Raw genomic sequence first — 13,451 nt, forward strand, 5'->3', positions numbered from 1 at the left:
TCCGCGTGCCTGTATATTGCGGAATTGTTGGAACTGAAATCCCGAAAGAGCTGCGTCTTGACCGGTACGTTGCGGAATTCCTCGGCATCCTGAGCCGGTCACAGATAAAGGCGCGGAATATGAGAGCCTCCGTAAACGGCAGGCCGGTTAAGATATCAAGGATAGTCTGCCCCGGGGATACGCTGAATCTTGAATGGGATGAGCCGGAACCGGCGGATCTTATCCCTGAGGATATTCCCCTGACAATTCTGTATGAAGACCAGCGGACCGTGGTTGTCAATAAGGATCAGGGCCTCGTCGTTCACCCGGGCGCCGGAAACAGGACCGGAACAATGGCCAACGCGCTGCTGTTCCGGCGTCTGGGAAAAGGCCTCGCCGGAGGCGGAATCAGGCCCGGAATTGTTCACCGGCTCGACAAGGATACCTCCGGTGTTATAATCGCGGCCTACGATGACGAAGCCCTGGCTTTTCTTTCGGAACAGTTCAGATCACGGTCGGTGCGGAAAAGCTACCTTGCCATAGTGCAGGGGGGGCTTCCGGCCTCTTCGGGCAAAATAGAAACCCGGATAAGCCGGGATCCGCGGGACCGGAAAAAGTTTGCCGTATCCGATACCGCAGGAAAACAGGCCCTAACTTTTTACAGGGTTCTCAGATCATGGCCGGGTTATGCGCTGGTGCTGCTGCGCCCGAAAACAGGGAGGACCCACCAGCTGAGGGTTCACATGAAATACCTTGGCTGCCCGATTCTCGGAGATCCGCTCTACGGAAAATCAGACCGTCTTTTTCCTGAAGCCACCCTGATGCTCCATGCCAGGAAGCTATCTATCCGGCTCCCGTTTTCTGAAGAACCGGTGGTTTTTAAGGCCCCGCTGCCGGAACGCTTCAAGGCAGTTATCCGCAGGCTAGAAAACCGGATTTCCCCGGTTCTCATGGGGCGGGAGTAATTTCATCGCTGCCCTTTCTGCATTCCACCAGTTTTTCGTTCGTTCTCCGAAGCTGTTTTGACAGATTTTCTATGATCTGGCGGTCGGTTCCGGGATCGGTTTTTATGATATTGTCAAAGAGTTTTGGCGGAAGAACCATAACTACCAGATCAGTCAGCGCTTTTATCGTGGCATGCCGGCTGTCGGAAAGAAGGAATTCCATTTCCCCGAAAAACGAGCCCTGTTTTATGGTGGCCACCTTTGTATAGGGGTCACAGTCCTCTTCATCCAGATGCACCGCTACTTCCCCGGAAATGATATAATAAACATCCCGGGTTTTGTCGCCCTTGGTAAGAATGAGTTCGCCCTGCTTGAATTTCCGGAGATATTTTTTTAGAGGCCCCCGGGCGGAATTGAAAAGCCGCCGTTCAAATCTGTTTTTCTTGACCTTTTTACCCGCCGGCGCGCGTTCACCCAGCAGAACCTGGCGCAGTTTTGAAAAAAGAAGCGCGTCAAAAGAATCGATGACAAAAGACATCTGGGCGCCGTAAAAAAAAGCCAGGAAGAAGAAATACACATTAGCCAGGAGCATGATAAGGCTGCCCAGAGCGCCGTAAAGGAAATTATACCGGGTAGGGTTAATAAAAAGGCGGAAACCCAGGGATACAACCCAATAGATTGCCAGACATACCAGGGTGCCTTTTATGGCGGCGCTTCTGCGGGGGGCGTTGACGGGAACGATCCGGTATGCCGCGTAGGTTATGAGGCCGAGACCCGCGTATGAAAATATCCCATTGAAAAAGCGGGAGAAAAACGGGTTATCCGGAAAAAGCAGTCCGAAGGCTCCGTACAATTGTATCGCCGACCGGGAGCTGAGCAGTATTATAATAGCAATTACGATAACCCCGAGTTCAATAATAAAACTTATTACGTAATTCCGCATGGCATAGCCGTTGGAAGAATCGGAAAATACGACTTTAAGTCCCCGCAGCAGTGACAGGGCGAAAACCCGGGCCGCCCAGAGCACACTGATTACCGATATAACCCCCGGGATTCCCGGATGGGCAGTATTAACGAAACTTTCAATTAGGGTATCGATATTAAAAGCCTGGTTGATAAAATCAAGTTCCTTGATAATTTCAACAACCGTTTCGGGGGAAGACTGGAGAGCTCTGGAAACAAAAAATGAAATTATAAGCAGCGCCGGGGCCGCGGAAAGAAGGAAGCCGTAAGCGCCGGCGGCGGCGTGATTCGCGAGGCCGTTCTGACTGAAGAGCTGAAAAGTAATGGTAAAACGCTGTACTACGGCTTCAATATACGATTTTATCCAGCTGTTCCGGGAAGAATATTTTACTGCAGCCATATATGTGTATTATGGTTTTTTATTTCCGATAAGACAAGGTATCTGTTTTCCATCGGGAGGCTTTTTAGTATGATAGTACCATGGATGAACCCCACCTGGTAGCGGCGGACGAACATTTTATTGCGGTGTACAAGCCCCCGGGTATGCACACGGTACCGCTCCGCCCCAATGAGCCGGGAACACTCCTTGAATGGTGTTCGGGGTTTTTCCCTGAAATTTTGATGGTCCGGGGAAGGAAGCCCGTGGAGGGCGGTACGGTCCACCGGCTCGACCGGGACACCCGGGGTTTGGTTCTCTTTGCCAGGAGTCAGCAGGCCCTGGATGATTTTATCCGCCAGCAGGAAGCCGGCCTCTTTGTAAAAGAATACAGCGCGGTTTCAGGTGAAACTCAAAAAAACGGCGGTCTGCCCGGCTTCCCGGCTCGGCCGCTTTTGCCGGACAGGACGCCTTTTTTTCTCCGCAGCGCTTTCAGGGCCTACGGCCCCGGCAGGAAATCAGTCCGGCCTATACTGCCGGGGCCGGGTGACACGGCCTCCTGGCCGGTGTACGAAACGGAAGTGCTGGAACAGGAAACCCGCGGCCATTCGTATTTTACCCTGCGGATCAGCAGGGGCTTCCGCCATCAGGTCCGGTGCCACCTCGCATGGATAGGTTTTCCCCTCTTAAACGATTCCGTATACGGCGGTGAATCCGGAGGCCGCGGTTCGCTGGCCTTGAAAGCCATGGGTCTCGTTTTTAACGATCCGGTTTCCGGAGAGAAGCGGGAAATCAGAATTCCGGGGATCTCCCTTTCAGAGCTCTCCTGATTTCCGCCGCCAGGTAAAACGAGCCCGTTCCCAATATAGGAAGACCTTCATTCCTGCCCGCCGCCAGGGCCTGTTCGACAGCCCGGGATGTGTCGGCAATCAGTTCCAGTTTTGCCGCGGAACCGGTGCCGCCCTTTGATTTAAAAATCCCGAAAATTTCCTGGGGATTGCTGGCTTTAAATGTTCCCGGAGTCGTTATGATAATCCGTGAGAAAAAAGGCAGCAGCAGCTCCGCCATGGATCCTGCATCCTTTCCTGCGGCGCACCCGAAAAGCAGTATTCCTCCGGAGCCGTACAGGTCCGTAAATGTTCTGCGGGTGAGTTCAATGCTTTTCGGGGTATGGGCTCCGTCAATGATGAAAAGCGGATCCCGGCTTACGGTTTCAAAACGCCCCGGCAGGTATACCGATCTGAGCCCTTGCTCAACAGCCTCGGCGGAAATATCCGGGAACGCTGTTTTCGCCGCCAGTATTGCCTGGATCCCGTTCCGTGCCTGGATCGCTCCCGGCAGCGGCACCCATAGGTTCAGCGGCTCAGGGAACAGCGGCGTCTTCAGAAACCGTACCGTAAAGGACGTGCCCGTTCCGGTAACCCGTATGTTCTCAGGCACCGCTATGTCGGGCACGTACAGCAGGGGAGCGTACTTTTCCCCGGCGGCATTCCGGAAGACATCCAGAACCCTGCTTTCCTGTTCAGCCAGCACCACCGGCCGTCCCGGTTTTACAATTCCGGCTTTTTCGCCGGCTATTTTTTCAAGGGTGTTGCCCAGATATTCCGTGTGCTCCAGTTCGATTGCGGTAATAACCGAGGCTAAAGGATCGACGATGTTGGTTGCGTCCAGGCGGCCGCCCATACCGGTTTCCACGGCCATGGCATCGCACCGGGCGTTCCGGGCGCAGAGAAAAAAATACAGGGTAAAGAGTTCAAAAAACGTAGGCTCCTCACCGGCGGAGGGATCGAAGAGCTGGTATCCTTCAGTCTCCGGTCTGTTCAGGCTTTCCAGGATTCTTCGGAGTTCATTGCCGGCTTCGGTATAAACGGTCTCGCCGAAAAACTCCCGGTCCAGGGTTATCCGTTCCCGGTAATCCTCGATATGGGGGGAACTGTACCGAGCGGTTCTGAAGCCCGCGGCGCTGAGAATTGAGGAAATCATGGCGGTAACGGAGCCTTTTCCCTTGGAGCCGGCAATATGGATTACCGGCGCTGATTTTTCGGGGTTACCCGCGGCTTTCGCGAGTATTTCCATGCGGTCGAGCCGGAAACTCCTGGAGGTCTGTCCTTTTTCAAGGTTAATAAATCCGGAAATATATTCGAAAACATCCTTGGATCCGGAAAATGAATGCTGTGTTTCCATTGTTCCGTTAGAATACCCGCAGAAGCCCGGTATGTAAAGTTCAGGCTTCCTGTTCTTGTTCATTCTGCTCCGGCAGTGTGCGATAAAAGACATTGTTGTGTATAAAAATTAATACATCTATATCGCTATTGATTCGCCGGTAGTGTAATATTATATACATTGTAATATCTATTCTGCTATCCGCAAAACTGCCGGATCAGATATTGTTTCCATCTCAATTGAAAAAAAAACAGTAAAAAGCTACTATACAAGTATGAACTCTGGGAAATTTACCGTTCCGGGAAAATACATATATATGGTCGGTATAAAAGGCACGGGCATGTGTGCCCTGGCGGAACTGCTGACTTCTTCCGGTGTAAAAGTTACCGGTTCCGACAGGGCCGAAAAGTTCTATACCGATGAAATCCTGACAAGTCTCGGCATTCCATATTTTGAATCCTTTGATCCTGCGCACATACCCGGCGGTACGGATCTGGTGATTTATTCCGCCGCCTACGATCCTTCGGCAAATCCCGAACTGGCCGCTGCGGCAAAACGCGGCATTCCCATGCTTAAGTATACCGACGCCCTGGGGGCGTATTCGGCTGATTACGATTCTTCCGGAATCGCGGGGGTGCACGGGAAAACAACCACCACGGCAATCACGGGCCTGCTGCTCAAATCACTGGAAATTCCGGCGCGGGTGCTTGCGGGCAGCTCCGTGGGCGGTTTCGGCAGCAGGAGCACCCTTTTTATGGGGGACAAGTACTTCGTGGCGGAGACCTGTGAATACCGGAAGCACTTCCTGTCATTTCATCCCCGGCGGATTATTCTCACCAGCGTGGAAAGCGACCACCAGGATTTTTTCCCTGATTATGAATCGATCCGGGACGCCTTTCTGGAATATCTGCGGCTCCTTCCGGATGGGGGTGTCCTGATTTTCTGCGCCGATGATCCCGGCGCCGCCGAATGCGCGGATACCATAAGCCGGGAGCGGACGGATATTCAACTTGTTCCCTACGGTTTTTCCGCCGCCGGGGATTTCAGGGTGGTTTCCCTGGAAACCATCCGGGAACGGACGGAATTGGTTCTGCAGGGATTCCCGGGCAGTTTCAGAATAAAGGTTCCCGGGAAACATATTGCCCTGGACGCCGCCGCCGCGCTTGCCCTGGCGGATTCTCTTTTAAAGACTGAAACCGGAAGCGCGACTCCATGGACCGAGGCCCGCCTTTCCGCGGTCCGTGACGCGCTGGAAGCCTTTTCCGGCAGCCGCCGCCGGTCGGAAATAATCGGAGAAGCCGGGGGTATCCTCTTTATGGACGATTACGGCCACCATCCGACGGCGATAAAAACAACCCTGGAGGGACTTAAAGCGTTCTACCCGGACAGGCGCCTGGTGGTAAGTTTCATGTCCCATACCTATACGCGGACCGCCGCACTGCTGGATGATTTCGCCGAATCCCTGGGAGCTGCGGATGTAGCGGTGCTTCATAAAATTTACGGTTCCGCCCGGGAACAGTACGACGGCGGGATAACGGGCAGAACTCTTTTTGAAAAAACCAGCGCCCTCAGAGACAGTGTGTTTTACGCGGATGAACCGGGGGAGGCGCTTCCCCTGATGCGGGATATACTAAAACCGGGGGATCTTTTTATAACCATGGGAGCCGGGGATAACTGGATTCTGGGCAAGGCCGCGTATGAATATTTTTCCCGGAAGGCCTAGACAAAAGACAAACCGCCCGGCCTCGGGAGTCTCACTGGAGGATAGTTTTGAAAAGCATGACCGGCTACGGATACGAAGAAAAGCAGGATGGCAAGGTCTTTCTGGCAGTTGAAATAAAGGGATACAACAACCGGTACCTGGAGATTTACGTCAACCTTCCGTCGTTTCTTTCCTCCCTGGAAGCGCGGGTCCGGGAGTATGTTTCTTCCCGGTGCCGCCGGGGCAAGATCGAGATCTGGGTCCGCGTAAAGGAACTCGATGCTGATATCCGGATTTCCGTTAACCAGGGCGCGGCAAAGGCGTACTATGAAGCCATTAATTCCATGGCCGCTTCCCTGGGAATGGGTGAAACCGCGGCCCTGGGCCATATCCTTGCCATGGAAGGGGTTCTCAATACCGAGAAAAACCGGGATGCGGAACGGTACTGGGAAGCCCTGGAGCCCCTGCTGGCCGAAGCCTTCGCTAAGTTCGAAACGGAACGCATCCGCGAAGGCGTCCACACCCAGGAGGATATTCTGTCCCACATCGGGTTTCTGGAAAAAGCCGCGGAACGGGTGGCTGCCCACGGACCGGACCTGGAGCGGAATATCAAAGAAAATATAAAATCCCGTTTTGAGGAGCTTCTGGGGGACGCGGTTGACGAAGGCAGGATTCTTGCGGAAACCGCGGTACTGCTCATGAAGTACACCATCTCCGAGGAGATATCCAGACTTTCCGCCCACCTGGGTGAATTCAGGGCCGAGGCTGAACGCAATCCCGCTCCGGGAAAGAAACTCGATTTTCTCTGCCAGGAAATCAACCGCGAAATAAATACCATTGGTTCAAAAAGCCCTGTCCTGGATGTGAGCCGGGAAGTGGTAGCCATGAAGGATGCCCTGGAAAATATCCGGGAACAGCTGAGGAATGTGGAATGAAAAAAGATATTAAAATTGCCGTTTCCGGCAAAAGCGGATGCGGCAATACCACCGTCAGCCGCAGGCTCGCGGAAACCCTGGGGATACGGTTTATTAACTTTACCTTCAGAAGTCTGGCGGAAGAAAAGAATCTGAGCCTTGAGGAAGTGCTTCCCCTGGCGGCACAGGATGACTGGTGGGACCGGGAGGTTGACCGGCGTCAGGTCGCCCTGGCCCGTGAAAACGGGGGCTGCGTGCTCGGATCCCGCCTCGCGATATGGATGCTCCCCGAAGCGGATCTCAAGGTATATCTGACCGCCCGCCCCGAAACCCGCGCCCGGCGTATCCTGGAGCGGGAAGGGGGGTCCCTGGAGGACGTAGCGGCCTTTACGTCGGAACGGGACAAACAGGACCGGGAACGGTATATCCGCATCTACGGAATAGACAATGATGATTACAGCTTTGCCGATCTGACCATTGATACGGATAATCTAAATCCCGGCCAGATTGTGGATATAATAATTCAGGAGGCGGAGAAGAAATTTCCCTCATGAAAACCGGCGAATTCAAAGACATCATTCTGTCAAACTACAAAGAAAACGGCCGGGTTTTTCCATGGCGGACCAATCTCGACCCCTGGGGTATCATGGTTTCGGAGTTTATGCTCCAGCAGACCCAGACCGAGCGGGTCGTCCCCTACTGGGAACGGTGGATGGAACGGTGGCCCGCCCCGGTCAGGCTTGCCCAGGCAAGCCTTGAGGACGTCCTGCGGGAATGGAGCGGCCTCGGCTACAACCGCCGGGCCCGGTACCTCAAGGAAACCGCCGTCCGCATTGCCGATTCCCATGGAGGAATAGTACCGGCTTCACCGGATCAGCTCAGGGAACTCCCCGGAATCGGCACCTACAGCTCCCAGGCGATTGCCTGCTTCGCGTATAATTACCCCGCGGTGTTCATCGAAACGAATATCAGGGCTGTGTATATCCATTTCTTCTTCCAGGATAAGGCGGGAATACAGGACGCGGAAATTTTCCCGCTGATCAAAGAAACCCTCGATCCAGAAAATCCCCGGGAATGGTACTGGGGTCTCATGGATTACGGCGCGGAGCTGAAAAAAATAACTCCCAATCCCAGCAGGAAGAGCGCCCATTATACCCGGCAGTCCCGTTTTGAAGGCTCCCTGCGCCAGGTCCGGGGGGCTGTCATCCGGTCTCTGGTATCTGACGGCCCCTGTGACCGGGATACCCTAAAGGCCCGTACCGGAATCGGGGACTCCCGGCTGGACGAAGCCTTGTCCGCCCTCTACGGCGAATCCATGGTGGCCGAAAAAGACGGGATTTACAGAATCCCTTGACAGAGCCATGCGGTTTTCTGTATGATACGTTTACATCGTGCGGCTGTCGTATAACGGCTATTACCCCAGCCTTCCAAGCTGGAGACGTGGGTTCGACTCCCATCAGCCGCTAAAAATCACTAACAGACCATTGCCTCTAAGAGACTTTCAATCCGTTCAATTGTTTTCGGCGCGGACCCTTCATAATGGTTATCCACATACACCAGTACCTGATGGCCCCGGCAATGGAGATCCGTAATCATGTCAGTGATTTTAGAAAGATCCGGCCGGATTTGGATAAGCCTATTCCATGGCATTTGTTTTTCCGGCTCCGGTTCCTTCGGGGGTTCTCCGGCCAGGCGGATAACCGCGGTTCGTCCAAGCAGTTTTTTGAATTCATCGTATATCCCGTAAATATGGGGGGAACCGCCGGTTTCCGTAAACACATGGATAAGGTCCCTTTCCCGGAGGAATTCAAAATATTCCCGTTTCAGATACTCACTGTTTCTGATATCAACCGCCAGGGGAATAGTCCTGTCGATCCGGCTGACAAAGCTCCCGAGTTTTTCCATGAAGACTTCCAGGGATGGGACTGCTTCTGCTGATAAATGCCCGAATTCAGCGATCAGTACGGCAATATGTTTTTCCATGGGCCGGATAGTCTGCAGATAATGCCGGAATACATCCTCTGAAAGAAACTCCGGGTTTTCTCTGGCAGAGGATGTATCCGGACTGTCCGGGATCTGTTCGCAGAAGAAACCGACGGCGCCGGAAACTTTTGCCGCAAATGAAAAATCCCCGGGAATTTCCCTGAGATAATCTTCAATATCCTCCGCATCGGGAAGCCGGTTTATCCAGGAATCAATCTCAACGGTATTGTATTTCCCGGCGTATTCCCTGAGGTATTCCCCGGGCCTGCGCCGAACCTGACTGTATACCAGGCCAACCCAGGAGTCAAAATCCCAGGAGCAGGTTCCTAATTTTATGGATCCGTTCATAGTACCAAGTATAATACCGGAAGCATCGCCGTGTTACTTATGTCATCCCCTGTATTGCTCCGGAGCTCCGGAGATTCCTTACAGGCCCTGGTACCGGTCCGGCTGGTCCCGCAGAATATCCTTGAGGAATGGTGACCGGTAAAACACGGTTACCGCGAATGTATCCGGCGCCGCGGATGCCAGGAGCACTATTTCTCCTCCCAGGATATCCCATGCGGCGGCCGCCGATCCGTCCCGGGAAAGCGCCGGGATTTCCGGAAGAGGCTCAGACCCGTTGGTCGGCGCGGGCAGGGGATCGGTCCGGGATGGAGGGCCGTATTGTGCCGTAAGCCCTGACCGCAGAACCGAAAAAAAATCCATTCCCTGATCAGTGCCGGCGGGATCACCGGAAAATTCAAACATATAGATGCCTTCGATCAGTCCGCCGCTTTCCAGAAAGACAAAGGTAGCCGCCGCGGCTTTTTCTGCAAAATATTTTGTACTGTAGTGCAGGTGGTTTTCGATGAAGATTTCACTTTTCCGGGAATACTCAAAGTCCGGAGGGCCTTCGGCGGAAATTACCGTTTCGGGATCGGTGCCCCAGGGAAATCCCCGGAAGTCAAAAAAATCCCCCGGATCCTGCGCGTGAACCGGGGAATAAATAACCGCACACAATGCCGCCGTCAGCATCGGGAGGAGAAGTTGTTTTTTCAATGATCCGTTCCTTATTTTTAAATTATATTCTCCGGGAACTAATAATGGTGTCCCAGGCCGAGGAATATTTCCCGGTACTTGCCGCCGGGGATGCTTTTTATTTCCCAGGCTCTGTTAAGATCAAACCCGAGGCTCACCCTGAGATACGCGCTCCGCATAAAATAGGGGTATACGATCACCTCGATTCCCCCGCCGATGACGGGGTCCTTAAACGAGAAGTCACGCCCCGATTTGGGGTCCTTCACAAGGGCTATATCCAGAAACGGCGTCAGGTGGAATTCAAAATCGATGACCCGCAGCTTTCGGTTGTTGAACCATTGGGACGGCAAAAACCTGAACAGCCGGAATTCGGGGTCGATGTTCAGGGACAGCATATAATCCGCGTAGAGGTCGTCATTCCGGACACCCCGGATCACGTCGCCCGCCTCGTCGTAGGGGTCGTCGAACCAGTGTTTATACCGGAGCCTGCCGGAGAGACCAAAAAACTCGGCAAAGGGATGGTGGACAATACCATCCACCGCAAATGACTTGTCCCAGTCGGAGGAATGGAAATTGTACTCATTGCTGTTTTCAATAGCCGCGTCGAGGCCCCTGCGGTAATTGCCGATCCAGTCGATTTTTTCAAACCAAAGCTCATGGCTGAATGTCAGGGTCGGACCTTTCCGCGGTTCATCGACGCTGTCCCCGGGTTTGTATTTTATTGTAAAATTGATTTTCGGTGTATAAAAAAGTCCGCCGTAGGGTCCCACCTCAAGGGTGGTGGGAATCTTCCAGGATGTTTCCAGTTCAGATGCCATGTACCAGCCGTTTTCGAAATATTCCCCGTATTCCGCCTTGTCGTCATCGTCATTTTCCTCATTGAGAAGAAAGGACTGGTAAGCCCCGAAAGTCAGCAGGGTTTTTTTAACCGGCAGTTCCATGGACACACCGGTCCGGTTCTTATAGTAGAACGGTTCATCATAGGTATAGGAAAAGGTATTGTCAAAATCAAGGTTCCAGTTAAAGCCCCAGAGCCTGAAGGGAGTATCCGAATCGATTTCCAGGAAAATAGCGCCTTTCTTAAAGGAGAAATCATCCATGTATTCCGAATCGATCTGGTAACCCAGATTGATTTTAAGGGGATTCATGGTGCCCAGGAAGTTGTAATCCCGCGCCTTGATTGTCAGTTCAAAACCCGAGTTTGAATCATACTCGGGCCAGGGAAGAATCAGCAGGTTCCATGTATCTTCTACGGCAACGAGGAGGTCCACGGGAAATTCATTGTTTTCATCCGCCTGATCCACGGTATAGCTGATCTCCACGGAATCAAAAACCCGCTCGTTAACGAGAAGCTGTGTCTTATTGCTGACATAACGGTCCATGCGGCTTTTTCCGTTAATACGTTCGCCTATTTCAAATTCCCCGGCGTTCATCAGGGCGAATTCCCTGGTCGAACCGTCAACGTCAAATTCAATGGACCGGATGCGGAAAACCATCTCTTCTTCAGGGATTGAACTATCCGGAATCGCCGCAGCCGGAACGGGCAGGGGTGTTTCCGTGATGGGCTGCTCCAGAAGGTCAAACAGGAGTTCCTCTGCCGCGTCTTCCCGGTTTTCCTGCGCGTGGGCGGATAAAGAAAATAAAACGATGAAAATCGCAGAAATAAATCCCGCCAGCCCTATGCGGCTTATTCCCGATGAAGCGTTCCGGGTTCCGGCTTTTATCATATACCACATCCTTGAATGATCTTGGCCCATAATACTCCAGGGATGTCCTTTTGGTCTATTATCCGGGCGCCGTTTTCATCAGGAATTATAAACCGGAGACTGCCGGCTTTCTTTTTTTTATCCTGTTCCATGGTACGTTTATAGACTTCCCTATCCGCGGTCCCCGGGTAGGGAGCCCTGATCTCATAACCGTATCCGGAAAGAATACCGATGATTCTTTTCCGCAGCGCGCCGCTGCATACCCCCAGGGCTTCTCCCAGCTCGGCGGCCCGGGCCATTCCCCAGGCAACCGCTTCTCCGTGGCTGATTTTGCCGAGACCCAGGGATGATTCCAGGGCATGGCCGAAGGTATGGCCAAGGTTGAGCAGCGCCCGGTTTTCTCCGGTTTCCCGGGGATCGGATTCGACAATACGGCCCTTAACCGATACGGCCCTGGAAATAAGTTCTTCCATAAATCCCGCGGTTTTCGGCTGCCGCAGGCCGGGGGGATTTTTTACGGTTTCCATTTCTTCCTCAAGTAACCTGAGGCATTCCCGGTCGCCGATAACCGCCGTTTTTATCAGTTCCGCAAGCCCGGATTTCCATTCTGTCCGGGGGAGGGTTGCCAGGGCTTCCATGGGCATGTATACGTCTCCGGCGGGATAAAAGGTACCGGCCATATTTTTTGCTCCCCACAGGTCGATGCCGGTTTTCCCTCCCACCGAGGCATCCACCATTCCCAACAAGGTGGTTGAAACAAAAGCGCACCGCACCCCTCGCATATAAATTGAAGCGGCGAACCCTGAAAGGTCGGTAATTACCCCGCCGCCAACGGCTATAAAGAGCCCATCCCGTCCCAGCCCCGCCTTTGACGCTGCCTGGAGAATGGTTTCCGTTCCGGCCCAGTTTTTTGCCCCTTCTCCCGGGGGAAGCACGCACAGGGCTATGCCGGAATCTCCCCGGATTTTCTCGGCCATGGTCAGGGTGTTTTCATCACATATAATGATCCCTGTCCCCGGCGAAGGTTCCGCCGGAGAAAAAAGGTCATCCGCAGAGGGCAGTTCCTGCCGGATATGAATTCCGGTGGTATATGAGCCGAAGGTAAATTGCATAGTAAGGGGTTCCATTATTCTCCCTGGCCGGTTCCGGTAACCATTTTCGATAAATAAAAAACCTCGCCAAGTTCACGTGTTCCCGGTTCCGATATATTTTCTGCGAAAATTGTAAATGTGTTGCCGGTTACCGCGGCGTCGGCGGTTTCCCGGTCAATGGCTTTTACCAGACTGATACCGTGGCGGCTGCAGGAATGTTCAACAATAAAATCCAAATCGCTTATTCCTACGAGCAGTACCGTCTGTTTTCCCCGCTCCCGGGCAATCCCCACGGCGGTGTCTATGAGATTCTTGTAGAATACTACATTTTTTATGGTTCTTTTGAAATACCCATAGCTTCTCCTGGCTATCTCATTGATGCCGTCCAGGGTAATCGCGTATTGAATATTGCGGCTGTTGATTTTTTTTACGCTGACCCATCCTTTTTTGATGAGCCGTTTAAGGATTGAATTGGCCATCCCCAGGGACGCCCCGGCTATATGGGCAAGTTCCCGCTGGCGCAGGGGTGTCTTTTTATTTGATGAATCATAAATACTTTCCAGAATGATATATTCGGGATCAGTCGGTTCGTTTTCCATACAGTCCTTTT

Annotated in this window: 13 protein-coding genes and 1 tRNA gene; 7 read left to right on the forward strand and 7 right to left on the reverse strand. The window is 53.0% G+C overall.

All coding sequences use genetic code 11. The features are described 5' to 3' along the window. Positions 1-5 precede the first annotated feature (5 nt). On the forward strand, positions 6-944 hold the full coding sequence (locus JFL75_RS03660) for an RluA family pseudouridine synthase (protein ID WP_215625344.1): 939 nt from the start codon (positions 6-8) through the stop codon (positions 942-944). On the opposite strand, the gene JFL75_RS03665 is transcribed toward JFL75_RS03660, so the two are convergent. Then, complete coding sequence (locus tag JFL75_RS03665) at positions 928-2,286, reverse strand: YhjD/YihY/BrkB family envelope integrity protein (protein WP_215625345.1); 1,359 nt, start codon at positions 2,284-2,286, stop codon at positions 928-930. The two genes, JFL75_RS03660 and JFL75_RS03665, sit on opposite strands and share 17 nt — an antisense overlap. Positions 2,287-2,366: 80 nt before the next feature. Here JFL75_RS03665 and JFL75_RS03670 point away from each other — a divergent pair, with 80 nt between their 5' ends. After that, complete coding sequence (locus JFL75_RS03670) at positions 2,367-3,092, forward strand: pseudouridine synthase (RefSeq protein WP_215625346.1); 726 nt, start codon at positions 2,367-2,369, stop codon at positions 3,090-3,092. Here the strand turns inward: JFL75_RS03670 and JFL75_RS03675 are convergent. After that, complete coding sequence (locus JFL75_RS03675) at positions 3,055-4,446, reverse strand: bifunctional folylpolyglutamate synthase/dihydrofolate synthase (protein WP_215625347.1); 1,392 nt, start codon at positions 4,444-4,446, stop codon at positions 3,055-3,057. The genes JFL75_RS03670 and JFL75_RS03675 overlap by 38 nt on opposite strands. A 295-nt stretch (positions 4,447-4,741) precedes the next feature. Here JFL75_RS03675 and murC point away from each other — a divergent pair, with 295 nt between their 5' ends. The 5 genes from murC to JFL75_RS03700 all read left to right on the forward strand — a co-directional run bounded on the left by murC (position 4,742) and on the right by JFL75_RS03700 (position 8,506). Beyond that, positions 4,742-6,148, forward strand: coding sequence for a UDP-N-acetylmuramate--L-alanine ligase (gene murC, locus JFL75_RS03680; protein WP_223292754.1), 1,407 nt, complete (start codon positions 4,742-4,744; stop codon positions 6,146-6,148). A 56-nt stretch (positions 6,149-6,204) separates the two neighbouring features. Next, positions 6,205-7,062 carry a YicC/YloC family endoribonuclease gene (locus tag JFL75_RS03685; RefSeq protein ID WP_223292830.1) on the forward strand — a complete coding sequence of 286 codons (858 nt, stop codon included), beginning with the start codon at positions 6,205-6,207 and terminating at the stop codon, positions 7,060-7,062. Next, positions 7,059-7,595, forward strand: a complete 537-nt coding sequence (gene cmk / locus JFL75_RS03690) for a (d)CMP kinase (RefSeq protein ID WP_215625350.1) — start codon at positions 7,059-7,061, stop codon at positions 7,593-7,595. The genes JFL75_RS03685 and cmk overlap by 4 nt, the downstream gene beginning before the upstream one ends. Next, the gene (locus tag JFL75_RS03695) at positions 7,592-8,395 is read left to right on the forward strand and encodes an HhH-GPD family protein (RefSeq protein ID WP_215625351.1); all 804 of its coding nucleotides are present in this window, start codon (positions 7,592-7,594) and stop codon (positions 8,393-8,395) included. Before cmk ends, JFL75_RS03695 begins: the two co-directional genes overlap by 4 nt. Positions 8,396-8,434: 39 nt before the next feature. Beyond that, positions 8,435-8,506 (forward strand) — tRNA-Gly (locus tag JFL75_RS03700). An 8-nt stretch (positions 8,507-8,514) separates the two neighbouring features. Here JFL75_RS03700 and JFL75_RS03705 read toward each other — a convergent pair. From JFL75_RS03705 to JFL75_RS03725, 5 genes are all read right to left on the reverse strand, one after another. Next, complete coding sequence (locus JFL75_RS03705) at positions 8,515-9,372, reverse strand: DUF72 domain-containing protein (RefSeq protein ID WP_215625352.1); 858 nt, start codon at positions 9,370-9,372, stop codon at positions 8,515-8,517. 78 nt (positions 9,373-9,450) lie between these two features. Continuing rightward, a complete protein-coding gene (locus tag JFL75_RS03710; protein WP_215625353.1) occupies positions 9,451-10,065 on the reverse strand; it encodes a hypothetical protein in 615 nt (204 codons plus the stop codon). Between the two features lie 38 nt (positions 10,066-10,103). Beyond that, positions 10,104-11,771 (reverse strand): BamA/TamA family outer membrane protein, encoded by a 1,668-nt coding sequence (locus tag JFL75_RS03715; protein WP_215625354.1) that lies wholly within the window; start codon positions 11,769-11,771, stop codon positions 10,104-10,106. Beyond that, positions 11,768-12,877 carry a 3-dehydroquinate synthase gene (locus tag JFL75_RS03720; protein ID WP_223292755.1) on the reverse strand — a complete coding sequence of 370 codons (1,110 nt, stop codon included), beginning with the start codon at positions 12,875-12,877 and terminating at the stop codon, positions 11,768-11,770. The genes JFL75_RS03715 and JFL75_RS03720 overlap by 4 nt, the downstream gene beginning before the upstream one ends. After that, a complete protein-coding gene (locus tag JFL75_RS03725; protein WP_215625355.1) occupies positions 12,877-13,440 on the reverse strand; it encodes a helix-turn-helix domain-containing protein in 564 nt (187 codons plus the stop codon). The genes JFL75_RS03720 and JFL75_RS03725 overlap by 1 nt, the downstream gene beginning before the upstream one ends. Between the last annotated feature and the right edge of the window lie 11 nt (positions 13,441-13,451).

The organism is Breznakiella homolactica, assembly GCF_016616095.2.
Lineage (GTDB): Bacteria > Spirochaetota > Spirochaetia > Treponematales > Breznakiellaceae > Breznakiella > Breznakiella homolactica.